Raw genomic sequence first — 24,640 nt, 5'->3', positions numbered from 1 at the left:
GCGGGGTCAGGGCCGGGGACCGATCTCCCGGCCCTCCTCCGTCACGAGGATCGCCGACGCCGGGCACGAGTCCGCGGCGTCGAGCACCTCCTCGTCCGGCGCCACCTCGTCGCGCAGCGCGGTCGCGGTGGCGCCGCGCAGCGCGAACAGCTCCGGCAGCAGCGCGGCGCACATGCCCGAGCCGATGCAGGTGTGCCCGTCCACCGACACGTGCCAGGTCACGGTGCTCACCAGCCGATCGGCATCGACCGCGGACCGCGCACCAGCATCTGCGTCTTCCACGTGATGTCGCCCGCGATCCGCAGGTCCGGCAGGTCGCGCAGCAGCGCGAGGAGCGCCTCCTGGAGTTCGAGCCTGGCCAGCGGCGCGCCGAGGCAGTGGTGCACGCCGTGGCCGAAGCCGACGTGGTGGTTGTCGGCGCGGTCGAGCACCAGCTCGTCGGCCGAGTCGAACCGCAGCCCGTCCCGGTTGGCCGCGCCGATCGCGACCAGCACGGGCTCCCCCGCGCGCACCAGCACGCCGCCGACCTCGACGTCCTCGGTGGCGTAGCGGGCGAACCCGGCGCCCGCGCCCAGCGGCACGAACCGCAGCAGCTCCTCCACCGCGGCCGGCACCAGGTCCGGGTTCTCCACCAGCCGCCGCCACCGGCGCGGCTGCTCGAGCAGCGTGTAGACGAAGTTGGGGATTTGGCTCGCGGTCGTCTCGTGGCCCGCGATGAGGATGCCGACGCACAGGTCGACCAGCTCCTCCTCGCTGAGCCGGTCGCGGACGTCGCGGGCCTCGATCAACGCGGTCATCAGGTCGTCGGCGGGTTCCTCGCGGTGCCGCGCGATCAGGCCGCCCATGTAGTCGAGCAGTTCGGTGCGGTTGCGCCCGAACTCCTCGGCGGTCAACCCGCTGGTGGACAGCGCGGCGTCGCTCCACACCCGGAAGCGCGGCCGGTCGGCGGCCGGCACGCCCAGCAGCTCGCAGATCACCGCGACCGGTATCGGCAGGGCGTAGTCCTCGACCAGGTCGGCGGGTTGACCGGCGGCCTTCATGTCGCGGATCAACCCGGTGGCCAGGTCGGCGACGCGCGGGCGGAGCAGTTCGACGCGACGGCCGGTGAACGCCTTGGCGACCAGGGTGCGCAGCCGGGTGTGGTCGGGCGGGTCCATGGCCAGGATCCCGCCGGGACGCCTGCCCGGTGACATCCGCGGCTCGTCGTGGTCGACCGACGCGGCGCGGGAGAACCGGCGGTCGCCCAGGACCAGGCGCACGTCGGCGTACCGGGTGGCGAGCCAGGCCGGTTCGCCGTGCGGCATCCGGACCCTGATCATGCCGTCGGCGTCGCGCGCCGCGGCGTAGGCCTCGTTGAGGTCGAGTCCCTCCTCCTCGTTGAACGGGTAGGAGACGGGCTCGACGCGCGTGGTGGTCATCCGGGAACCCCTCCACTTTGTAAGCGGTTGCTTACAAGCTAGCGACGGTGACGCAGCGCGTCAACGCGCGCACTCAGCGCGACGCACTACCCTCGGCCGCCATGACGTCCGAACCGCCGGTCCGCAAGCGGGACGCCACCGCGACGAAGGCCCTGATCCTGGACGCCGCGGCGGTCCTGTTCGCCGAACGCGGGTTCGACCGGACGACGGTGCGCGACATCGCGGCCCGCGCGGGCGCGAACCAGGCGCTGCTGTTCCGGTACTTCGGCTCGAAGGAGGCGCTGTTCGAGGAGGTCGTCGCGCGCGGCGGGCGCGAGCAGCTCGAGTCGACGCCCGCCGCCGCGCTGCCGGCCGCGATGATCCGCCGACTGCTGACCGGCGACGGCCAGTCGATCGCGGTGTTCCTGCGCGCCGCGCACAGCGACCGCGCGGCCGCGGAGGTCCGGGCCAGGCTCGGCGACGACTACACCCGGGTGCTCGCGACGCTGACCGACGCGCCGGACGCGGAGCTGCGCGCCGAACTGGTGCTGGCGTGGGTGCTCGGGCTGGGGTTGGTCCGCGAGGTCGCGGGCGCCGAGCCGTTGCGCGGCGCCGACCCCGACGAGGTGGTGCGACTGCTCGCGCCCGCGGTGCGGACACTGCTCGAACGCGCCGAGTGACCACCGCTTTTCACCATTCTGGTGGACCTGTGCGGGCGCCGCGCCCGGCTAGCCTTGGCGAATGGAAAAAGGTGACCTGGTCCCCGATTTCACGCTGTCCGACCACAAGGACCAGCCGCGGTCGCTCACCGAGTTCACCGGTTCCGGCCCGGTGGTGCTGTTCTTCTACCCGGCCGCGCTGACGCCGGGCTGCACGATGGAGAGCTGCCACTTCCGCGACCTCGCCGCGGAGTTCGCCCGGCTCGGCGCCCAGCGGGTCGGCATCAGCGCGGATTCCGTTGCGCGGCAACGGGAGTTCGCCGAGACGAACGGCTTCGACTACCCGCTGCTGTCCGATCCGGACGGTGCCGTGGCGACCCTGTTCGGAGTGCGCCGCAAGGTGCCGCTGCCCGGTCCGCTGGCCGCGCTGAAAACCCGCCGGTGGACGTTCGTCATCGGGTCCGACCACGTGCTGCTGGACGTGGTGAAAAGCGAGGTGAACATGGTCGCGCACGCCGACCGGGCCCTGGAGGTGCTGCGCGCGCGGGAATAGCGGGAATAGTCGGAAAGGCGCCCGGCGGGCACCGGGCGCCTTTCCTCACCGCTCGTTCACAGTTCCACGAGCACCTTCCCGCGTTTGCCCGCCCGGTCGGCGAACAGGCTGCGGTAGGCGGTCGGGATCGCGTCGAAGCCGTAGTGGATGGTGTGGTCGTAGACCAGCTCGCCGGACCGCACCAGGTCGCCGAGGTCGCGTTCCAGCTCGGCCCAGCAGACCGGGTCCTCCATCCACGCCACGGAGAAGATGCCCCGGACCGTCGCGCGCGGCCGCATCAGCATCGGCAGCAGCCGCGGCCCGAGCGGATCACCGCCCGCCTGGGTTTCGAACTGGGCGCACACCGCCACCTCGGCCTCGATCGCGAGCATCCCGAACACCTCGTCGGTCAACGCGCCGCCCACGGTGTCCAGGTACCGGTCGACGCCGGTCGGGAACGCCTTCTCCAGCGCCGCCCGCACGTCCTCGGGCCGGTCGCCCGGTCGGTACACCAGCACGTCGTCGAACCCGAGCGACCGCAGGTGGTCGGCCTTCTCCGGGTAGGCCGTGGTGCCGACCACCCGACCACCCGCCCGCCGGGCGAGCTGGCCCGCGAGCGTCCCGACCGCGCCGCTGGCACCGCTGACCAGCACCTCGTGCCCCGGCCGGACGGTGAGCGCCTTGGTCATCGCGCCCCACGCCGTCATGCCCGGCCCGCCGAGCACGCTGATCGCGGTGTAGAGCGGCAACGCGTCGTCGTAGCCCGCCGGGTCGAGCGGGCGGTAGGCCGGGAAGACCAGCGGCGCGTTCTCGGCGGTGTGCCACGTCGACCGCCACGGTTGCGGGCCGCCGGTCGCGATCACGTGGCTGCGCCAGCCGCCGAAGCCCTGCACCACCTCGCCCGGCCGGTGCGCGGCGTCCGGCCCGGACTCCAGCACCCGCATCACCGAGTCCGCGCCCATGTGGTCGCCCAACGGCGTGTCCAGGGCCAGGCCCTGCTGGTACGGGTCGACCGACACGAACAGGGTTTCCAGCAGCATCTCGTCCGGCGCGAGGCGGACGTCGACGTCCTCCACCACCTTCTCGTAGATCCGGTCGACGTCGGGCAGTCCGGGCAGGTGCTCTCGGACCACCCATTTCTCGATCTTCACAAACGACCCCTCTGGAGTTCGAGCCGACGCGGTCGTCCGACCGGCGGCGCGGACGGTCCCACCGGGATCACCAGGTGGGTGGGCGGAGGCCCGTGGTCGTCCACGTGTGCGGTGAACGGGACCCCGTCGTCCCGGCACACGAACTGCATCACCTGACGACCCGCGGCGGCGGCGCGGATCAGTCCACCGGTCGTGGCCCACACGCCGGACTGGTAGAAGTCGCGCAACCCGGGCAGGCCGGGTCCGTACTTCTTGACCAGCTCCTCCAGCGTCTCGCCGCTCTCCACGAACGGCTGCCAGCCGAGCACCGTGCCGTCGTAGTTGCCGGTGTAGCGCACCTGGGTCACCGGCGTGGACAGGTCGCGGACCACGATGGACTCGGAAATGCCCGGGTAGCGCTTCTCCAGGTACCGGACCAGCGCCTCCCGGGTGCGGCGCTTGGCCTGGTAGTAGCCGCGGCCGTGGCGCACCGGCAGCGTGTGCAGCACCTCGCCCGCCTTCTTGCGGGTGACCTGCTCCGGACCCTCGTCCACCTCGCGCCACGGCGCGATGTCCGCGAAGTAGGTCATGTAGACCACCGTGGACCCGCTGGGCGAGAGCTCCGGGAAGTGCCTGCTGCGGAACTGGACGTTGATGCTGCCGTGCCGGATGCCGACCAGGTCGGCGGCCTCCTCGTCGGTCAGCAGGTGCGTGGTGCACGGTTCGCCCTCGGGCACCGGCCGGTCGAGGCCGAGGAACAGGCACACGTAGCCGGGGAACACCATGCCCGGCTCCTCGATGGTCCGGGTGTAGAGCTTGCGGTACTCCTCGGTGAGGTAGCGGCCCTTGAGGAACTTCATCACCGTGGTGTGGCCGTCGGCGGCGGACACCACGACGTCGGCGCGGAACTCGCGGCCGTCGTCCAGCCGCACGCCCGCCGCCCGGTCGTCCTCGACGATGATCTCCTCGACCTTGGCGTTGTAGGTGACCTTCCCGCCCAGTCGCAGGTAGCGCTGCTCGATGGACCGGGCCAGGCCCAGCGAGCCGCCCTCGGGCACGCCGGCCGACCGGTTGGCGTGCGCGGCGAGCTGGAAGTAGAACGGCAGCACCGGGAAGTTCGCGTGCTTCTCGTACAGCACGTAGTTGAACGCCTCGCGCAGCAGCGGCGAGCGGAACCGGGTCGAGTAGTCGGTCATCAGCGTGCCGATGGACTTGCGGACCACGTTGAAGTACGGCACGAACGAGGCGAGCATCCGGGTCTTCTCCAGGAAACCCATGAGGCCCAACGGTTTCAGGAACGGGTAGACGCCGAGCGCGCGGCGGAACTTGCGCAACCCGTCGCAGAAGTCCCGGATCGGCCCGGCGTCCTGCGGCGCCAGGTCGAGCAGGTGCGCCTCCAGCCGGTCCGGGTCGGAGTAGAAGTAGACCTTCCGGCCGTCGGTGGCGCGCACGATGTTGAACACGTCGAAGTGCCGCATCTGCTTGCCCTGCAACGCGCCCAGCTCGAGCCAGATCTGGTGCATCTCGTTGCCCGGGCCGTTGCCGAGCAGCCAGCTCACGCAGCAGTCGAAGGTGAAGTCGCCGCGGTCCCAGGCCGTGCAGCAGCCGCCGGGGATCTCGTGCATCTCCACGACGTGGCTGTCGTAGCCGTTCATCTGCGCGTAGCAGGCGGTGGAGAGGCCACCGAGGCCCGCGCCGATGACCAGCACCGTCTTGCGTCGGGATCGGGTCATGAGCCTGCCGTCCTCGCTGTCGGTCGGGTGGCCGCGCGTCGCTCGGCGTGGTCGAGCTGGGGCAGCTCGCCGAGCTTGCCGGGGTGCCACGGCGCGGAGCCGGTGCTCTCCCAGGCGCGGAACGGGACGCCCAGTTCCCGGCACGCGAACTGGGTCGCGAACCGGCCGGACGAGGCGGCCTTGATCAGGCTGCCGCCGCCGACCCAGTGGCCCGCCAGGTGGAACCCGGCCAGTCCCGGCAGCGCGAGCCGGTCCTTGGCCACCAGCGCGTCGAGCAGGTCGTCCGCGCGCGGCGACTTCCACGCCAGGATCGCGCCGCGGTGGTTGCCGGTGTAGCGCTCGGTGGTCGCGGGCGTGGCGATCTGCACCAGCTCGATCCGGTCGCCGATACCGGGGAACCGGCGTTCCAGGAACTCCCGGACGAACGCCTCCAGGTCCTTCTTCAACGCCCAGTAGGCCCTGCGGTCCTTGGTGCGCAACGACTTCCACAGGTCGTAGTCGGCGAAGTAGTTGCAGTGGATCAGCGAGCTGCCCTCCGGCGCGAGTCCGGACATGAAGCGGGACCGCAGGTGCACCACCATGCTCTTCTGGAGCGCGCCGGGCAGCCGGGCCGCGTCGTGGTCTTCGAGCAGGTAGGTGGTGCTGTGCGGCTCGTCGGCCGGCACGTCGCCGCGGTAGCCCACGAACACCGACACCACCGACGGGTAGAGCTGCTCGGTGTCGGGCAGCACCTCGGTCAGCAGCTCGTGCAGCCGGGGGTTGGTGTAGCGGCCCTCCAGCAGCGTCGCGACGGTGGACGGCGTGTCGCACGCGGCGATCACGTGGTCGGCGTAGTGGCGTTCGCCGTTGCGCAGCTCGACGCCGACCGCGCGGCCCTCCTCGACCAGGATCCGGGTGACCTTGGCCCGGTAGTCGATCCGGCCACCGAGTCCGAGGTAGCGCTCCTCGACCGAGCGGGCCAGGCCGAGCGAACCCCCTTGCGGCACACCGACGTTGCCGTTGTGCGCGGCGGCCATCGTGTAGTGGTAGGGCAGGATCGCGAAGTTGCGCGGGTCCTGGAAGAACATGTTGCGGAACGCGACGCCGAGGAACTCGTCGCGCAGCCCGTCGGCGAAGTCGGCCATCTGCCGCCCGGCGGTGCGGGCGAACAACCGCAGCAGCGGCACGACCTTGCGCGCCATGGCGAGCTTCTCCCGCAGCGTCATCAGCGGCGGCGGGGTGAGGAACGGGTGCAGCTCGACCTTGGTGAACCGGCGGTAGTCCGCGCAGTAGGCCCGGATCGCGTCCGCGTCGGCGGGCGAGCACGCCTCCAGCTCGGCCTGCAACCGGTCCGGGTCGGTGTGGAAGGTGACCTGGCGGCCGTCCGGCGCGACCACCCGGTTGAACATGTCGAAGGTGGTGACGGTTTTGCCGTCCAGGGCGCCGAGTTCCCGCCACACCTGGTTGGCCTCGTTGCCCGGCGCGGTGCCGTTGAGCCAGTCGATGCAGTAGTCCAGCAGGTACCCGCCGCGCGACCACGCCGTGCAGCAGCCGCCCGGCAGCACGTGCATCTCGAAGATCCTGGTCTCCAGGCCGCTCATCTGGCCGTAGCAGGCCGCGGACATGCCGGCCACGCCCGCGCCGACGACGATGACCCGGGGCCGGGAACCGGCGGCGCGCGGCCGCCGGTCCCAGACGTGGCGCGTGCTACGCGACATCCCGCGCGCCTCCCGCCGTGAGCGCGCCGCGCAGCAGTTCCGCGTTGCGGGCGAGGTGCTCGCCGCTGAGCATCTCCGCGTGCGCGCCCGAGCCGGTCAGCACCGCGGCGCCCTGCTGCGAGCTGGCGCACCACGTGCCGTGCGCGGACGCCGCGTAGAACTCCGCCTTGTGCTCGTCGGAGATCACCGTGACCGGGCCGGACACCGTGCCCAGGTTCGGGGTGCGGCTGGAGAAGTGCAGGTACTCGCGCGCCTGCCGGAGGGTTTCCTCGGCCACCGCGGCGGACCCGGTGTGCCGGTGCAGGTGCTCGGCCAGCTCGTGCTCGAACTCGGCCACGTGCTCGTCGGCCAGGGTGAACCGCTCGGGCACCCGGTAGGAGTCCATGATCACCACGTGCGCGGCCGCGTGCCCGCGCCGTTCCAGCTCCTTGGCGACCTCGAAGGCGAGGTTGCCGCCGAGCGAGTAGCCGAACAGCCGGTAGGGCCCGACCGGTTGCAGCGACTGCACGAGATCCGCGTACTCGACCACCTTGTCCTCGCCCGGCACGTAGTTGAACGCGGCCAGCCGGTACTCCGGCAGGTGCCCGGCCAGCAGCCGGTACACCAGGCCGTGGCCGCCGGCCGGCGGGAAGCAGAACACCGTCGGCTCCCGGTCGGGGTTGAACAGCAGGTACGGCTTGGCGCCCGCGATCGCGCCGGTGACGATGTGCTCGACCGTCTTCGCCATGCCGCGCAACGTGGTCACCCGGAACAGCAGGCTCACCGGGATGGTGATCGCGAACTCCGACTGGAGGTGGTGGATCAGCTCGATCAACGTGATCGAGCTGCCGCCCGAGTCGAAGAAGTCCTGCTCCAGGCCCACCTGGTCGACGCCGAGCAGCGCCTGCCAGTGCTTGGCCGTGCGCACCTCGTACAGCGTGGTCGGCGGTTCGTGCACCGCGACCTCCGGCGCGGTCGGCAGCGGCAGCGCGGCCACGTCGACCTTGCCGTTGGCCGTCAGCGGCAGCGCGGGCACCGCGACCAGGTGCGCCGGGATCATGAACGTCGGCAGGTACTCGCCGAGGTGGGCGCGCGCCGCCCGGCCGTCGAACTCCGCGTCCCGCGCCGGCACGCAGTACGCGACCAGCGCGTCCTCGCCCCGGGCGTCGGGCCGCACCAGCACCACCGCGTGCGCGACGCCGGGCACCCGGCGCAGGTGGCTCTCCACCTCGCCGACCTCGACCCGGTGGCCGCGCACCTTGACCTGGCCGTCGGCCCGGCCGAGCAGCTCGACCCGCCCGGACGCGGTCCACCGCGCCAGGTCGCCGCTGCGGTAGAGCCGGACCGCGCGTCCGTCGAAGTCCCTGGTCACGAACCGCAGCGCGGTCTGCTCCGGGTCGCCGACGTAGCCGGCGGCCACGCCGGAGCCGCCGATCCACAGTTCGCCGACGACACCGGCGGGCACCGGTTCGCCGCGCTCGTCCAGCACGTACAGCGCGGAACCGGGCAGCGGGCGGCCGATCGGCACCACCCGACCGGGCTCCAGGTCGTCCACCGGACCCTCGAAGCACGCGCTGTCCACGGTGGCCTCGGTGAGGCCGTAGGAGTTGAGCACCCTGGTCCGCGGCCCGCACAACGCCTTCAGCCGGCGGTACTCCTCGACCTTCCACACGTCCGAGCCGACGACCAGCAGCCGCAGGAAGTCCAGCCGGGAGCCGGTGCGCTCGCAGTGCGCCATCAGGCCGCGCACCACGGCGGGCACGAACTCGGCCGTGTCGACCCGTTCGGCGACCATCGTGTCGTACAGCGCGGCGGTGTCGAACAGCAGGTCGCGCGGCACCAGCACGAGCGTGCCGCCCGACGCCAGCGCCCGCACCAGGTCGCCGGTGAACACGTCGAACGCGAACCCCGCGAGTTGCAGGTGCACGCGGGCCTCGGTGTCCAGCCGGTACTCCTCGCGCCACGCGGCGAACGCGGAGGCGAGGTTGCGGTGCTCGACCACGACGCCCTTGGGCGTGCCGGTGGAGCCGGAGGTGAACACCACGTAGGCCGGGCTGTCCAGCGCGACCGGCGGCAGTTCGGTCCACAGTGGACTCAGCGACGCGAGGTCCACCGCGCCCAGCCCGGCGAGCACCGGGTCCGCGTCGGCCAGCACCAGGGAGGCACCGGCCGCGGCGACCAGGTCGCGCAGCCGGTCGACCGGGTGGTCCGGGTCCAGCGGCAGGTACGCGGCGCCCGACTTGAGCACCGCCAGCACCGCCACGACCAGGTCGGTCGACTTCGCCAGGCACAGCCCGACGACCGAGCCCGCGCCGACGCCGTCCGCGCGCAGTCGACCCGCGAGCCCGGCGGCCCGATGCTCCAGCTCGGCGTAGGTGAGCCGGTCCGCGCCGGGCAGCACGACCGCGATCGCGTCCGGGGCGGCGAGCGCGGCGGCCGACACCAGCTCGGTCACCGGCGCGTCGACGCGCACCACGTCGGTCGCGCCGCTCCACTCGTCGAGGATGGTGTCCCGCTCGCTCGGCGACAGCATGGGCAACCCGGTGGCGACGGCGGTGGCCGGCGCGCGGGTGAGGCTGTCCAGCAGCGTCGTGTAGTGCCCGGCCATCCGGCGCACGGTCGAGGCCAGGAACAGGTCGGTGTTGTACTTGAACGCGCAGTGGAACCGGCGGTCGGCCTCGTCCTCGTAGACCGAGAGGGTCAGGTCGAACTGCCCCTCCTCCTCCGGCAGCTCGACGTACTCGAGCCGGTAGCCGTACTTCTCGGTGGACACCTTGTGCGACAACAGGATGAACATCGCCTGGAACACCGCGGACCGGCTCGGGTCGTGCTTGAGCCCCAGCCGGTCGACCAGCAGCACGAACGGGTACTCCTGGTTGTCCAGTCCGTTGAGGACGGTCGTGCGCACCCGGTCCAGCAGCTCGCCGACGCCCGGCTCACCCGCCAGCGACACGCGCAGCGGCAGCGGGTTGACGAAGTAGCCGTAGACCGAGCCGAACTCCTTCTCCGTGCGCCCGGTCACCGGGCTGCCGACGATCACGTCGTCCTGGCCGGAGTAGCGGCTCAGCAGCAGGTAGTACGCCGCCATCAGGACCACGAACACGGTGACGTCGTGCGCGCGGGCCAGCTCGTGCACCCGGGCGCTGAGGTCCGCGTCCAGCACCAGGAACTCCGACGCGCCGTTGTCGGTCTGCACGACCGGGCGCGGCTTGTCCGTCGGCAGGTCGAGCACCGGCACCCGCTCGGGCAGGTGGTCGCGCCAGTACGCGAGCATCCGGTCCGCGTCCGGGCTCGCCAGGAACCTGTTCTGCCAGTTGAGGAAGTCCAGGTAGCGCGCGCCCCGCTCGGGCAGCTCGACCCGCTCACCGGCGCGCAGGCCCTCGTAGACGGCCAGCAGCTCCTCGATGAAGGTGAACGTGGAGATCGCGTCGGAGACGATGTGGTGCACCGCCTTCATGATCACCCAGCGGCCCTCGCCCCGGCGGAACAGCCGGAACCGCACCAGCGGGTCGGTCGCGAGGTCGTAGGGCGCGCGGTACTCGGCGATGATCCGCCGGTACACCTCGTCCCACTCGACGCCCTCGACGTCGTACCAGGCGACGTCGGCCTCCGCGGTGTCCCGGACCAGCTGCACCGCCTGACCCTTCTCCACCACGAAGTTGGCCCGCAGCAACGGGTGCCGGGCCACCAGCGTGCGCACGGCGGCGAACATCAGCTCCGGGTCCAGGTCCACCGCCACCTCGACCGCGCCGCCGATGTTGTAGGCGAAGCCGTCGGGGTTGAGCTGCTTGAGGAACCACAGCGCCTTCTGGTTCTGGGTCAGCGGGAAGCGGTGCTCGTCGGTGAACACCTCGACCTCGGTCTCCTCGCCCGCCTCGCCCAGCGCGTTCGCGACCAGGCCCGCGTGCACCTGCTCGACCAGCTCGGCCACCGGGGTGCCGCTGAGCAGCGCCACCACCGGCAGCGCCACGCCGAACTCGGTGGTCACGCGGGCGCGCAACTCCATGGCCAGCAACGAGTCGAGGCCCGCCGCGGTGAGCCCGGCGGTCGGGTCGACGCCCTCGGCGGGCACCCGGAGCACGGAGGCGACCACCGCGGTGAACCGCTGCGCGGCCAGGTCGTGCCGGGTGGCGCGGTCGGCGGCCCGGAACGCGTCGAGGAAGCTGCCCGTCTCGGCGGGCGCGGCGTCCGCGGCGTCGGCGGCCAGCGCGGTCACCAGCGGCGGCGGCGAGCCGTACCAGGACAGGAACACCGGCCAGTCCACGACGGTCGCGACCAGCAGCTGCGCCCGCTCCTGCCCGATCACCCGCTCCAACGCGGCCATCCCGGCCTCCGGCGACAGCGAGCTCATGCCGCGGCTGAGCCGGTAGTGGTCGACCAGGCCGAGTTCCTCGATCATGCCGGTGGCCCACGGTCCCCAGTCGACGCTGAGCGCGGGCAACCCCAGCGCGCGCCGGTGGTGGGCCAGCGCGTCCAGGAACGCGTTGCCCGCCGCGTAGTTCGCCTGGCCGGCCGTGGTGAGCAGCGAGGCGATCGACGCGAACAGCACGAAGTGGTCCAGCGGCTCGTCGCGCAGCAGCCGGTGCAGCAGCAGCGCGCCGACCACCTTGGGGTCGTGCACCGCGTCGAACGTGGCGCGGTCCATCTCCGGCACGAGCGTGTCCCGGACGTGGCCCGCCAGGTGGAACGCGCCGCGGATCGGCCGGCCGTGGTCGCGCCGGTAGTCGGCGAGCCAACCGGCGAACGCGCGTTCGTCGGTCACGTCGACCGGCGCCAGCACCACCTGCGCGCCGTGCGCCTCCAGGTCCCGCACGAACCGCACGGCCTGACCGACCGGCGTCTCCCGGTCGAGCATGCTCCACCAGGCCCGCTCGGGCAGCCGGGTGCGGCCGACCAGGATCAGCCGCCGCGCGCCGCGGGCCGCGAGGGTTCGGCACAGCAGCCTGCCCAGCGCGCCGAACGCGCCGGTGACCAGGTACGCGCCGTCCTCGCGCAACCGAAGGGGCAGCGGGCGGGTGAGGTTCGGCGCGGCGGAGACGAGCCTGCTGGTGTGCCGGCGGTCGCCGTGCAGCGCGATCTCGTCCACCCGGCCGAGGTCGCCCACCTCGGCGTCGACCGGCGCGAGCAGTTCCCGCACCAGGGCGTCGAGGTCGGTGTGCTCGTCCAGGTCGATCAGCTTGCCGCGGTGCGCGGTGAGCTCCTGGTGCCACAGCACGCGACCGACGCCCCAGGCGCGGGCGCCCAGCGGCGCGACCCGCTCCCCCGGCGCGACCGCCTGCGCGGCGCGGGTGACGACGTGCAGCCGACCGGACAGCTCGCCCGCGAGCAGCGCCCTGGCCAGCGCGACGAGCGAGTACGCGCCGGCGGCCGTGCCGCGGTCCAGGTCGGCGCGGGCCAGGTCGTCGACGTCGGGCAGGTCCAGGTTCCACAGGTGCACCACGGCCTCGAACGGCTCGCCGTCCTCGGCGGCCAGGTCGGCCGCGAGCCGGGACAGGTCGGCGTCCTCGCCGGGCACCACGGTGGACTCCCAGCGACCGCGCCGGTAGTCGTGGCCCGCGCGCACCAGGTGGCAGTGCTTGCCCTTGGCGCGCAACGCGGACGCGAGTTCCTCGGCGACGCCGGACCGGTCGGCGAACAGCAGCCACCGGCCGGGCGCCTGCTCGGCCGGCGGCGCGGCCGGGCACTCGGGCCAGGACAGCTCGGCGAGCCAGCCGTCGATGGTGGCGCGGCCGACCGCCGTCGCGGCCTTCTCCACGTCCGCCGCGCGGAAGTCCAGCACGTGGCCGAGCGGCGTGCCGTCGGCCGCGTACACCCGCAGGTCGCCGACCAGGTCGCCGTCGTCGCGGCCGGTGATCACGCCGTGCGCCCAGATCTCGCCGACGACCGGGTCGAGCCGGATCTCGCCGACCGACACCGGCAGTCGCACGCCACCCGGCTCACCCGCGCCCGCGAGCAGCGGGGTGAGCAGGGTTTGGAAGCACGCGTCCAGCAGCACCGGGTGCACGTGGTGGCCGGTCGGGTCGACGCCCTCCGGCGGTCGGATCCGGGCCAGCGCCTCGTTCTCGGAGATCCACACCTCGGCGATGCCCCGGAACGCCGGGCCGTAGTGGTAGCCGAGCTCGCCCAGCCCCGCGTAGACCTCCTCGGCGGACAGCAGGCGGCACCCGGCCCGCACCGCGTCACCGTCGAGCGGCGCGGTCGCGGGACGTTGGCCGGCGCGCACCACGCCCGCCGCGTGCACCACGCGTTCCGCCGCGACGTCCGCGACCGACGCGACGGTGAACGCCGCGTCCTCGCCGGAGAACGCGAGGCGCACCCGGCGCGACTCGGTGTCGGACACGAACAGCGCCTTGCGCAGGTCGAGGTCGGCGATCGCGGCCGAGTGGCCGCCGGTCATCGCGCGCACCGCCTGCACGACCATCTCGACGTACCCGGCGGCCGGGAACAGGGCGTTGCCCTCGATCCGGTGGTCGGTCAGGTACGGCAGGTCCTCCACGTCGAGCGTGGCCTCCCAGGTGGGCTCGGAGCCCTCGACCCGGCGGCCGAGCAGCGGGTGGTCGCGGCGGCCGAGCCGGACCTGAGCGACCGACTCGGGTTCGACCCAGTACCGGTCGCGCCGCCACGGGTAGCGCGGCAGCGGCACGGTGTCGCCGGCCGGCTGGAGCGCGTCCCAGTCGACGGTCGCGCCCAGGGCGTGCAGCGCGGCGACCGACCGGTTGAGCCGGGCGGGCTCGTCCTCGTCGCGCCGGACCGACGGCACCGTGGCGCCCTCGAGCCCTCGCGCGGCCAGGGTTTCCGCGATGGAGTGGGCGAGCACCGGGTGCGGCCCGATCTCCAGGAACAGCCGGTGGCCGTCGGCCGCGAGCTGCTCGACGGCGGCCCGGAACCGGACCCGCAGCCGCACGTTGTCCCACCAGTACGCGCCGTCGAGCTCCGGCCCGACCGCGCGGCCCGCGCGTCCGGTCAGGTACAGCGGCACGGTGGCCTCGGCGCCCTTCAGGTCGGCCAGCGCGGTGAGCAGCTCGTCCTTGATCAGGTCCATCCGGGGGCTGTGGTAGGGCACCCGGACGGTGAGGAACTTGGCGAACACGCCGTCGGCGGTGAGCCGGTCGCGCACCTCGGCGAGCGCGTCCTCGTCGCCCGCCAGCGTGACCGCGCCCGGCGAGTTGACCGCGGCCACCGACATCCGGTCGCCGTACGGCTCGACCAGCGCGGACGCCGCGTCCTCGGTGAGGCCGGCGGCGAGCATCGTGCCGGTGCCGACGAGCTTCTGCTGCAACCGGCTGCGGTGCAGGACCACGTCGACCGCGTCCGCCAACGTGTACACGCCCGCTTCGTGGAAGGCGGCGACCTCACCGGTGCTGTGGCCGACGATCGCGGCCGGCCGGACGCCCCGGGAACGCCACAGCGCGGCCAACCCGACCTGCACGGCGAAGTTCGCGGGTTGGGCGAGCCAGGTCTCGGCCATCGCCGAGTCGGCCTCGTCGGCCGCCATCAGCTCGACCAGCGACCACCCGGCCTGGCGGCGGATCTCCGCGTCGACCCGTTCCACCACCTCCCGGTACACCGGCTCGGCGGCGAGCAGGCCCCGGCCCATGGCCCACCACTGCGGGCCCATGCCGGTGAACACCCACACCGGGTCGCGGTGCTCGGGCGCGTGGTGCTCCAGCACGTCCGGGTGCGCCTCGCCGCGTTCCCGGGCGGCCAAGGCGGCGTCCAGGTCGGCGCGGTCGGTGTAGGCGATCGCCAGCCGGTGCTCGTGGTGCTGGCGGCGGGCGAGGGTGCGGCCGACGTCGGCGACCGACGCGCCGGCGCCGAGTTCCGCGCGGATGCCGGTGACCAGCGCGGTGAGCGCGCGGGGGTCGCGGGCGGACAGCGGCAGCACGGTCCGGGCGGGTGGCGCGGCGGTGTTCACCGCGCGCCGGGGCGGCTCCTCCAGCAGCACGTGCGCGTTGGTGCCGCCGAACCCGAACGAGTTCACCCCCGCCCGGGCCGGGCCCTCGTGCCGCGGCCACGGGGTGACCTCGGTCGGGATGTCGTAGGGCTGGGCGGCCAGGTCGATCGCCGGGTTCACCTCGTGGAGGTTGATGTGCGGCGGGATCACCCGGTGCTCGAGCGCCAGCGCGGTCTTGATCAGGCCGGCGATGCCGGCGGCCGACTCGGTGTGGCCGATGTTGGTCTTGACCGACCCGACGTAGCAGGGCGCGTCCGGTGCGCGGCCCTCGGCGAGCACCCGACCGAGCGCGTTCGCCTCGATCGGGTCACCCACCGGGGTGGACGTGCCGTGCGCCTCGACGTACTGGAGGTCGCCCGGCGTGATGCCGGCCTCCGCGCACACCTTGCGGATCAACGTCACCTGGGCGTCGCCGTTGGGCACGGTGATGCCGTTGGTGCGGCCGTCCTGGTTCACGCCGGTGCCGATGATCACCGCGTGGATCGGGTCGCCGTCACGCTGGGCGTCGGCCAGCCGCTTGATCGCCACCACGCCGACGCCCTCGGCGCGCACGTAGCCGTCGGCCGCGGCGTCGAAGGTGCGCGAGAGGCCGTCCGGCGACAGAAAGCCGCCCTTGGTCTCGGCGATCGTGTACTGCGGGGTGAGGTGCAGCAGCGTGCCGCCGGCCAGCGCCAAGCCGGTCTCGCCGCGGCGCAGGCTCTGGCACGCCAGGTGCACCGCCACGAGCGAGGAGCTGCACGCGGTGTCGATCGAGACGCTGGGTCCGCGGAAGTCGAAGCAGTAGGAGATCCGGTTCGACACCATCGTCATCATCGTGCCGGTGGCGGTGTGCGCGGCCAGCGTCTCGAAGCCGAGGTCGGCGAACTGGAGGATCTTGTAGTCCAGCGTGAACGCGCCGACGAACACGCCGACGTCGGTGCCGGCCAGCTCGGCCGGGCGCTGCCCGCCGTCCTCCAGCGCCTCCCAGGCGACCTCGAGCAGCTTCCGCTGCTGGGGGTCCATGTGCTCGGCCTCGCGCGGGCTGATGCCGAAGAACGCCGGGTCGAACTCGTCGAAGCCCTCGATGTAGCCACCGCGCCCGCCGACCAGCCGGCCGGGTTTGGCCTTGTCCCGGCTGGCGAGCGTGGTCACGTCGTAGCGGTCGGCCGGTGTGTCGGTGATGCAGTCCTTCCCGTCCAGGAGGTTCTGCCAGTACGTGCGGTGGTCCGACGCGCCGCCGGGAAGGCGGCACCCGATGCCGATGACGGCGAAGCGGTCGTCGGGCGGCGGCATGGCTGTGCTTGGTCGCATGGGAGTGGAAGTCCTTTGCGGGAGCGGCATGGCCCCACGCCGCGCGGGGGCGCGGAGCGCAGGTCCTTGAGGGGGTGACGCGAAACCGGCGGGGGCCGGTGTGGAGGGCGCGGACGGGGGTCAGCGCCTGGCCGCGCGGGGGCGCAGCGGGTGCAGGAACGACGCGACGACGGCGTTCGTCCGGGGGAACGACGCCGGGTCGCCGAGTCCGACCGCGCGGGGGCTGCGGCCGGGAACCCAGGTGTAGCTGCGGAACAGGTGGTCCCAGATCGCGAGGTCGGAGCCGTAGTGGCCGGCCTCGGACAGGTCGGTGCTGTGGTGCAGGCGGTGCTGCTCGGGACCGGCCAGCACGTGGTTGAGCGGGCCGATGGTGATGTCGATGTTCGCATGGGTGAAGTAACCCTGCGCGGTCACGAACAACCCGACGACGAAGACGGACTGGAGCGAGAAGCCGGCCAGCGCGAGCGAGGCCTGCACCACGCCCTGCGCCAGCACGATGTCGAGGACGTGGTTGACCCCGTTGTTGCCGACGTTCACCTTTTCCGGCACGTGGTGAACGCCGTGGAATCTCCACAGGAAACTGTTCGTGTGCCCCAGTCGGTGCACGACATAACTGCCGAGCGAACCGAGCAACAATGCCGCCGGAACCTCCGCCCAGAGCGGCCACTGCGGTGTTGCCGGGGCCAGCGCGCCGACCACTGCGGTGACCAGCGCCTGCGCGATCGCGGCCCCGAGCGCGGTGATCAGGAAATAGACGCCGTACCAGCCCCATTCCCGGGCGTCCGGGTGCCAGTCCGGGTTGAACGGGATCACCCGTTCGAGTAACACGAAGTACGGGATGACGCCCGCGACGAAGAGGGGGCTGATCACGCCGGGGTCCCAGTGCAGGACGATCGTGGCCGCGGCGGTGCCGACGACGGCCGCGAGGAGGACCGGGTACGCGGCTCCGCGCGCCACCGCGGGCAATAGCCCGCCGGATGCGCCCACACGTGAAGCAACCACCGGATCCCCCTTTGTCCCCGGGCGTTCGCACGCCGTCGACCCGGCCAACCGATTTCCGGGCAGCCCGGATGTCGAGGTCGTCGAAAAATGATCGGGCGGCGATCGCGTCGACACGGTCGAGGACCGTCTCCGCAGCGGATCGGCAGCCGAACTTTTCACCGGCACCTCGAATTACTGATTAGACGATACGAGGCCCCCGAGTGGCGCTCAAGCACCCGATAGGTTGAGCACCGGAAGTGGACACGGAAGCATGATTTTCCGGCCGACGTGGCCTGGAAATCCTTTTGCCACACGCCCTCGAACGGCGCAACGGGTCCACTGAGGACGATCACCTCGCAGCACGGATCGCCCGAAACGACTGCGGAGCGTTACCAGTTCTCGACCACGGACCGTGACAAGTCGAGCGTCCGTCACCCGGCCCGCGCCACGACGGCTCCCGCGCCACGCACCGCGACCGCTGCCGTTCGTGGTTGACCGGCGACACAGTCCTCACTCGAACGCCGGGTGTCGGGTTCGCCGGGGGCGCGCGGCAACTGGTGCGCGTGCGCGTCGACCCGGTCCGCGGTGGACCGGGTCGACGGGATTCGGGGTGCGCTGTCAGGCCTTCGACTTCATCGACCTCGCGGTCATCCCGGCCAGCGAGTCCGCGCCCACCTCGGCGTTGTGCGCGTGCGCGGCGTGGTGCAGGCCGAACACCGAGTCCATGCCGGCACGCAGGCCCATCAGGTCCTCGGCCTGGTTCACCGCCTTCTTCGTCAGCGCCAACCCCAGCCTGGGCATCCGGGCGATCCGCGCGGCGAGGGCGAACGTCTCGGTCTCCAGGTCCGCGCGCGGCACGACGTGGTTCACCATGCCCAGTTCCCGCGCGCGGGCCGCGGGCACCCGGTCGCCGGTGAACAGGAACTCCTTGGCGAACCGCGGGCCCATCACCCACGGGTGCGCGAAGTACTCCACGCCCGGGATGCCCATCCGCACCACGGGATCGGCGAAGAACGCGTCGTCGGCGGCCACGATCAGGTCGCAGCACCACGCCAGCATCAACCCGCCCGCCACGCACGCGCCCTGCACCATGGCGATCACCGGCTTGGGCAGTTCGCGCCAGCGCCGGCACATGCCCAGGTACACCTCGGACTCGCGGGCGAACCGGCTGTCCACGCCCTCCTTGCCGACGTGGTCCCACCACAACCCGGCCCGCCGGTCGAACGAGGTGTCCACGTCCCGCCCGGGCGTGCCGATGTCGTGCCCGGCGGAGAAGTGGTCGCCCGCGCCGGCGAGGACCACCACCTTCACCGCGTCGTCGGCGGCGGCCCGGTAGAACGCCTCGTCCAGCGCGTAGGTCATCGCGGAGTTCTGCGCGTTGCGGTACTCCGGGCGGTTCATGGTCACCACGGCGACCTCGTCGCGCGTGTCGTAGCGGACCACCACGGCGTTCTCCTCTCTAGGCGGCCGGGCGCGCGCCGGTGCGCGGCAGGCCCAACTCGTCGGCGACGACCGCGCGGTGCCACGCGGCGGTGCCCCAGTCCGCGGCCAGCGCCCAGGCGCGCTTGGCGAACAGGTGCAGGTCGTACTCGGTGGTGTAGGCGATGGCGCCGTGGCACTGGATCGCCGTGCGGGCCATCGCGGTGGCCGCCTCCGACGCCAGCACCTTGGCCATCGCCACGTCCCGCCGCCGGTCCGGCGCGCCGGTGGCCAGCGACCACCCGGCCCGCGCCACGGCCGGTTCGGCGAACTCGAGCTTGATCGTCGCGGACGCCAGGTGGTGCTTCACCGCCTGGAAGCTGCCCACCGGCACGCCGAACTGGGTGCGGGCGCGGACGTGCTCGACGGTCATCTCCAGCATCCGCCTGGCAAGCCCGGTCAGCTGCGCCGCCGTGCCGAGCACCCCGCGCGCCCAGGCCTGCTCGACCACGTCCGGGTCGCGCACCTCGGCCAGCACCTCGCCGTCGACCCGGCACAGGTCGGCGCGCGGGTCGACGGCCGCCACCGGTTCCCGGCCCGTCGGGCGCACGACCTCGATGGACCCGACACCGCCGAAACCGCCGCGCAGCACCAGGTCCGCCCGGGAGCCGAACCGGACCGGGTCGCCGACGCCCACCAGCAGCGCGCCGGAGGCGAGGTCACCGGTCGACCCGGCGGCCGCGAGCACGCCGGGCGCGACGCCCACCGTCTCCACGACCGGCAGCGCCACCGCGCCCCACCCGGTTTCGGTCGCCACCGCGACCAGGCACGTCTCGTCAAGGCCCAGGCCGCCGTGCTCCTCGGCGAGGAGCGTGCCGTAGACACCCACCTGCGCCAACGACCCGTGCGGGTCGGCCGACCGCGCCACCACGTCGTGCACCAGGGCACGCAGGTCGCGCTGCTCCTCGGACGCCGCGAACCGCACCGGTCACCTCCTCGGCAGGCCGAGCACGCGCTCGGCGACGATGTTGCGCTGCACCTCGTTGGTGCCCGCGTAGATCGGTCCGGCCAGCGCGAACAGGAAGCCGCGCGTCCACGGCGAGTCCAGCTGCGCCTCCGGTCCGAGCAGCTCCAGCGCCGCCTCGTGCAGCGCGATGTCCAGTTCGGACCAGAACACCTTGTTGAGACTGGACCGCGCGCCCGGCGTGCGGCCCTCCACGACGTCGGTGACCTGGGCGAGGGTGAACAGCTGGTAGGACTGCGCGCCCAGCCACACGTCGGTGATCCGCTCGACCAGCGCGTCCGGCGCGCCCCGGCGGCGGGCCTCGGCGAGCAGGCGTTCGGCGGCGTGCAGGAACCGGCCGGGCGAGCGCAGCGTCAGGCCGCGCTCGGAGCCGGTCGTGGCCATCGCGACCGACCAGCCCTGGTCCACCCCGCCGAGCACCGCGTCGTCGGGCACGAGCACGTCCTCGAGGAACACCTCGGCGAAACCCTCGTCGCCGTCGAGCCGCTCGAACCCGCGCACCGTCACGCCCGGGCTGTCCAGCGGCACGAGGAAGTAGGTGAGCCCGCGGTGCCGCTCGGCGCTCGGGTCGGTCCGGAACAGCCCGAACAGGTGCGTGCAGAACGCGCCGCGCGTGGTCCACGTCTTCTGCCCGGACAGCCGCCACCCGCCGTCGACCCGCTCGGCCCGGCTGCGGATGCCCGCGAGGTCGCTGCCCGCGCCCGGTTCGGACCAGCCCTGGCACCACAGGTCCTGGGCCGCCGCCATCCTGGGCAGCCAGCGGTCCCGCTGTTCCCGGGTGCCGAACTCGAAGAGGGTCGGCGCGAGCAGGAAGATCCCGTTCTGGGTCACCCGCTGGGGCGCCCCGGCCCGGTAGTACTCCTCCTCGAAGATCAGCCACTCCCACAGCGACGCGCCGCGCCCGCCGTACTCGCGCGGCCACGACACGACCGACCACCGGGCGGCGTGCAGCTCGCGCTCCCACTCGACGTGCGCGGCGAAGCCCTCGCGGGTGTCGCCCGAGGGCAGCCCGGCCGGCACGTGCGCCGTCAGCCACTCGCGGGCCTCCGCGCGGAACGCCTCCTCGGCGTCGCTCCAGGTCAGGTCCACCCCGTCACCCCGTCACCGCGTGCCGGCGCAGCTCCTGCCGCGCCACCGTCCTGATGTGCACCTCGTCCGGGCCGTCCGCGATGCCGAGGATGCGGGCACTGGCCCACATCCGGGCGATCGGGAAGTCGTCGGTGACGCCACCCCCGCCGTGCGCCTGCACGGCCCGGTCCAGCACCGCCCGCGCCACCCTCGGCGCGATCACCTTGATCGCGGCGATCTCGGTCGCCGCGCCCTTCGCGCCGACCCGGTCGATCAGCCACGCCGTCTTGAGCACCAGCAGCCGGGCCTGTTCCAGCTCCATCCGCGATTCCGCGATCCACGTGCGCACCACGCCCTGGTCGGACAGCGGCCCGCCGAACGCGTGCCGGCTCGTGACCCGGCGGACCATCAGCTCCAGCCCGCGTTCGGCCATGCCGAGCGTGCGCATCGCGTGGTGCACCCGGCCGGGGCCGAGTCTGGCCTGGGCGATCGCGAAACCCTCGCCCTCGCCGCCGAGCAGGTTCGACGCCGGCACCCGCGCGTCGGTGAACCGGATCTCGCAGTGGCCGTGCTGGTCCTGGTAGCCGTAGATCGGCAGCGACCGGACGATCTCCACGCCGGGCGTGTCCGTCGGCACGAGCAGCATCGACTGCTGCCGGTGCGCGGGCGCGTCCGGGTTCGTGCGACCCATCACGACCAGAAGCGCGCACCGGGGGTCGGCCGCGCCCGTGGTCCACCACTTGCGGCCGTTCACCACGTACTCGTCGCCGTCGCGGACGATCGAGGTGGCGATGTTGCGCGCGTCGGAGGACGCCACGTCCGGCTCGGTCATCGAGAAGCCGGACCGCGTGACCCCGTCCAGCAGCGGCTCCAGCCACCGCGACCGCTGCTCGTCGGTGCCGAACAGGTGCAGCAGCTCCATGTTGCCGGTGTCCGGCGCGGAGCAGTTGAGCGCCTCGGGCGCGAGGTAGGGCGACCGGCCGGTCTCCTCGGCCAGGTAGGCGTACTCCAGAGTGGACAGTCCGGAGATGGCCGGCAGGAACAGGTTCCACAGGCCGAGCGCGCGGGCCCGGCTCTTCAGCTCCTCCACGACGGGCGGCAGCACGTGGCTGCCGGGCGCGAGCTGCGCCGCGTACACCGGCTCGGCCGGGTACACGTGCTCGCGCAGGAACTCCCGCAGCACGCCCAGCAGTTCGGTCGCCCGCGGCGACGGTCCGAGATCCACGTCAGTCCTCCCCCACCGTCAGCACGACCTTGCCCACCGCGGTCCGGCTCATCACGGAGTCCAGCGCGGCGGCGGCGTCCGCGAGCGGGAACGTCGCGCTCACGTGCGGACGCAGCCGCCCCTCGGTGTAGAGCTCCAGCAGCCGGGCCACGTTGGCCGCATTGTGCGCCGGGTTGCGCCGGGCCCACTCGCCCCACAGCACGCCGAGCACGCCGGCTTCCTTGAGCAGCACCCGGTTCAGCCCGACCTTCGGGATCGTGCCGGAGGCGTACCCGACGGTCAGGTACCGGCCGCCCCAGGCGAGCAGCCGCACCGCCGTCTCCGCGACCGCGCCGCCGACCGGGTCGTAGACCACGTCGAACGCGCCCGCGAGCTCGGCGTAGTCGAGCGCCTGGTGCGCGCCGAAAGCCGTGCACAGCGCGCGTTTCGCGGGCGTGGACGCCGCCGCGACCACCTCCGCGCCCAGCGCCACGCCGAGTTGCACCGCCGTCAGCCCGACCCCGCCGGACGCGCCGAGCACCAGCAGGCGTTCGCCGGGCTTCACGACCGCCCGGTCGACCAGGCCGTGCCACGACGTGCCGTAGACCACCGGGAACGCCGCCGCCTCGGTGAACGGCATGGCGTCCGGGATCGGGTGCACCCGCCACCGGGGCACAGCGACCTGCTCGGCGTACCCGCCGGTGCCGCAGAACACCATCACCCGCTCGCCGGTCGCCCGGTCCACGCCCGCGACCTCGCTGCCCGGACTGAACGGCGGCGTGGGCTTGACCTGGTACGTACCGGCGACCATCAGCCCGTCCGGGAAGTTCACCCCGGCCGCGCGCACGTCCACCAGCACCTCGTCGGGTCCGGGCACGGGTTCCGGTACGTCCTCGAAGCTCAGCGGCGCGCCGAACTCCCTGCACAGCTGGGCTTTCACGAGCCGAACTCGTCCCGCACGCGGTCGGCGACCCCGTCCAGGTTCAGCTCGTAGGTGAAGCCCTGCTCGTAGCGGTAGCTGCGGTTGACGTCCCACGGGTCGATGCCGTTCAACGACGCCTTCGCCAGCCGGATCACGGTCGGGTGCTTGGCCGCGATCGTCCGGGCCAGCGCGAGCGCCGCGTCCCGCAGCCGCGCCGCCGGCACCACCGAGTGCACCGAGCCGTAGGCGTGCAGCTCGGCCGCCGTGGCGGTGGCCGAGGTGTACACCATGGCGCGCATCCGGTGCTGCGGCACGAGTCTGGACAGGTGGGTGGCCGCGCCCAGCGCGCCCCGGTCCACCTCGGGCAGCCCGAACGTCGCGTCGTCCGAGGCCACGATCACGTCCGAGTTGCCGACGAGCCCGATCCCGCCGCCCAGGCAGAACCCGTGCACCGCCGCGATCACCGGCACCGGGCACTCGTAGACGGCCTTGAACGCCGCGTGGCAACCCCGGTTCGCGCCCAGCAGCGCGGAGAAGCTCTCGGCGCGCTGCATCTCCTTGATGTCGACGCCCGCGTTGAACCCGCGTCCGCCTGCCCGCAGCACCGCCACCCGGACCCGCTCGTCCCGGCCGACCCGGTCGAACGCGGCGGCCAGCGCGAACCAGCCCGCGACCGGCAGCGCGTTGACCGGCGGGTGGTCCACCACGACCTCGGCGACGCCGTCGTCGTGCACGGTCGTGGTGACGATGTCCGCCTCGTCGGGCGGGAACGACTCAGACGCCATCGTGGTTCTCCTCCTCCGGGACGACGAACGTGGACCACGCGACGACCGCCGCGTTCCCGTTCTGCCGCAGGCACTTCAGCTCGACGTCCACGCGGGGCTCACCGTCCGCCGCGTACTCGCGGACCACCTCGCCGACGCAGGTCAGCTCGTCGCCGGGCCAGACCTGCTCCAGGAACCGGATCCGGAACGACCGCACGTTGGCCGCGCCCAGCCAGTCGGTGGCGAAGGTGCCGAGCAGCCCGGCCTGCCACATGCCGACCGAGAACGGCGTGGGGAACCCGGCCGCGCGGGCGAACTCCTCGTCGTGGTGGATGGGGTTCAGGTCACCGGAGGCGCCCTGGTAGCGGACGAAGTCGGTGCGGGTGACCGGGCCGACCACCCGCGGCCCCGGTGTCGTCGGCACGCTCATGATCCCTCCGCCGGGGGTCGCGCGGTCTCCACGCCGGTCATCCTGGCGCGCGCCACGAGCCGCCCGGTCGCGTCGTGGAAGTCGGTGTACATCACGGCGAAGGTCAGCTCACCGCCCCGCTTGCCCCGCTTGGTGTAGATCTCGCCGATCCGCGACCGGCAGGTCAGCTCGTCGCCGGCGCGCGGCGGCGGTCCGAAGAACGTGTACTCCTGCTCGGCGTGCAGACCGCGCTGCTGGTCCAGTTCCACGGTGTGCCAGGGGTTCGCGGCCTCGGGCTGCCAGAAGAACGTGGTGGTGAGGAACGTCGGCGGCGCGAACGGCCGGTCCTGCGAGTCCACTTCGGACAGGTCGGTGGTTCCGGTGGCGCGGACGAACTCGCGGATCTTGCCGCGTTCCACGGACATCCGGAACGGCGCGCCCTCGGTCCCGACGGCGTCGGGGTTGGCCATCAGGCCCT

Annotated in this window: 17 protein-coding genes; 2 read left to right on the top strand and 15 right to left on the bottom strand. The window is 72.9% G+C overall.

Going from position 1 to position 24,640, the window contains the following annotated elements; genetic code table 11:
- Positions 1-6 precede the first annotated feature (6 nt).
- Positions 7-222 (bottom strand): ferredoxin, encoded by a 216-nt coding sequence (locus AB0G50_RS21550; RefSeq protein ID WP_360111400.1) that lies wholly within the window; start codon positions 220-222, stop codon positions 7-9.
- Between the two features lie 5 nt (positions 223-227).
- On the bottom strand, positions 228-1,418 hold the full coding sequence (locus AB0G50_RS21545) for a cytochrome P450 (protein WP_360111355.1): 1,191 nt from the start codon (positions 1,416-1,418) through the stop codon (positions 228-230).
- Between the two features lie 101 nt (positions 1,419-1,519).
- Between AB0G50_RS21545 and AB0G50_RS21540 the strand changes: the two genes are divergently transcribed.
- Complete coding sequence (locus AB0G50_RS21540) at positions 1,520-2,077, top strand: TetR family transcriptional regulator (RefSeq protein WP_360111352.1); 558 nt, start codon at positions 1,520-1,522, stop codon at positions 2,075-2,077.
- Positions 2,078-2,138: 61 nt separating this feature from the next.
- Positions 2,139-2,609, top strand: a complete 471-nt coding sequence (locus AB0G50_RS21535; protein ID WP_360111349.1) for a peroxiredoxin — start codon at positions 2,139-2,141, stop codon at positions 2,607-2,609.
- Between the two features lie 56 nt (positions 2,610-2,665).
- Here the strand turns inward: AB0G50_RS21535 and AB0G50_RS21530 are convergent, their stop codons facing one another.
- The 13 genes from AB0G50_RS21530 to AB0G50_RS21470 all read right to left on the bottom strand — a co-directional run bounded on the left by AB0G50_RS21530 (position 2,666) and on the right by AB0G50_RS21470 (position 24,632).
- Positions 2,666-3,739, bottom strand: coding sequence for an NADP-dependent oxidoreductase (locus AB0G50_RS21530; RefSeq protein ID WP_360111346.1), 1,074 nt, complete (start codon positions 3,737-3,739; stop codon positions 2,666-2,668).
- Positions 3,736-5,451: an NAD(P)/FAD-dependent oxidoreductase gene (locus tag AB0G50_RS21525; RefSeq protein WP_360111343.1), complete on the bottom strand. Its 1,716-nt coding sequence runs from the start codon at positions 5,449-5,451 to the stop codon at positions 3,736-3,738. Before AB0G50_RS21525 ends, AB0G50_RS21530 begins: the two co-directional genes overlap by 4 nt.
- Positions 5,448-7,148, bottom strand: coding sequence for an NAD(P)/FAD-dependent oxidoreductase (locus tag AB0G50_RS21520; RefSeq protein ID WP_360111340.1), 1,701 nt, complete (start codon positions 7,146-7,148; stop codon positions 5,448-5,450). Before AB0G50_RS21520 ends, AB0G50_RS21525 begins: the two co-directional genes overlap by 4 nt.
- Positions 7,138-16,371, bottom strand: a complete 9,234-nt coding sequence (locus AB0G50_RS21515) for an amino acid adenylation domain-containing protein (protein ID WP_360111337.1) — start codon at positions 16,369-16,371, stop codon at positions 7,138-7,140. Before AB0G50_RS21515 ends, AB0G50_RS21520 begins: the two co-directional genes overlap by 11 nt.
- Before the next feature lie 120 nt (positions 16,372-16,491).
- Positions 16,492-17,487, bottom strand: coding sequence for a sterol desaturase family protein (locus AB0G50_RS21510; RefSeq protein WP_360111334.1), 996 nt, complete (start codon positions 17,485-17,487; stop codon positions 16,492-16,494).
- Positions 17,488-17,970: 483 nt separating this feature from the next.
- On the bottom strand, positions 17,971-18,798 hold the full coding sequence (locus AB0G50_RS21505; RefSeq protein ID WP_360111331.1) for an enoyl-CoA hydratase: 828 nt from the start codon (positions 18,796-18,798) through the stop codon (positions 17,971-17,973).
- 13 nt (positions 18,799-18,811) lie between these two features.
- Positions 18,812-19,756: an acyl-CoA dehydrogenase gene (locus AB0G50_RS21500; protein WP_360111328.1), complete on the bottom strand. Its 945-nt coding sequence runs from the start codon at positions 19,754-19,756 to the stop codon at positions 18,812-18,814.
- Between the two features lie 3 nt (positions 19,757-19,759).
- Positions 19,760-20,884: an acyl-CoA dehydrogenase family protein gene (locus AB0G50_RS21495; RefSeq protein ID WP_360111325.1), complete on the bottom strand. Its 1,125-nt coding sequence runs from the start codon at positions 20,882-20,884 to the stop codon at positions 19,760-19,762.
- Positions 20,885-20,888: 4 nt separating this feature from the next.
- Positions 20,889-22,088, bottom strand: coding sequence for an acyl-CoA dehydrogenase family protein (locus AB0G50_RS21490; RefSeq protein WP_360111322.1), 1,200 nt, complete (start codon positions 22,086-22,088; stop codon positions 20,889-20,891).
- Position 22,089: 1 nt separating this feature from the next.
- Complete coding sequence (locus AB0G50_RS21485; protein ID WP_360111319.1) at positions 22,090-23,007, bottom strand: NADPH:quinone oxidoreductase family protein; 918 nt, start codon at positions 23,005-23,007, stop codon at positions 22,090-22,092.
- A complete protein-coding gene (locus AB0G50_RS21480) occupies positions 23,004-23,774 on the bottom strand; it encodes an enoyl-CoA hydratase family protein (protein ID WP_360111316.1) in 771 nt (256 codons plus the stop codon). Before AB0G50_RS21480 ends, AB0G50_RS21485 begins: the two co-directional genes overlap by 4 nt.
- On the bottom strand, positions 23,764-24,183 hold the full coding sequence (locus tag AB0G50_RS21475; RefSeq protein ID WP_360111313.1) for a MaoC/PaaZ C-terminal domain-containing protein: 420 nt from the start codon (positions 24,181-24,183) through the stop codon (positions 23,764-23,766). The genes AB0G50_RS21480 and AB0G50_RS21475 overlap by 11 nt, the downstream gene beginning before the upstream one ends.
- Positions 24,180-24,632 carry a MaoC family dehydratase N-terminal domain-containing protein gene (locus tag AB0G50_RS21470; RefSeq protein WP_360111310.1) on the bottom strand — a complete coding sequence of 151 codons (453 nt, stop codon included), beginning with the start codon at positions 24,630-24,632 and terminating at the stop codon, positions 24,180-24,182. The genes AB0G50_RS21475 and AB0G50_RS21470 overlap by 4 nt, the downstream gene beginning before the upstream one ends.
- Positions 24,633-24,640 lie beyond the last annotated feature (8 nt).

The sequence above is a fragment of the Actinosynnema sp. NPDC020468 genome (assembly GCF_040642015.1).
Lineage (GTDB): Bacteria > Actinomycetota > Actinomycetes > Mycobacteriales > Pseudonocardiaceae > Actinosynnema.
Note: the sequence above shows the minus strand (reverse complement) of the source record. Positions and strands in the feature narration are given on the sequence as shown.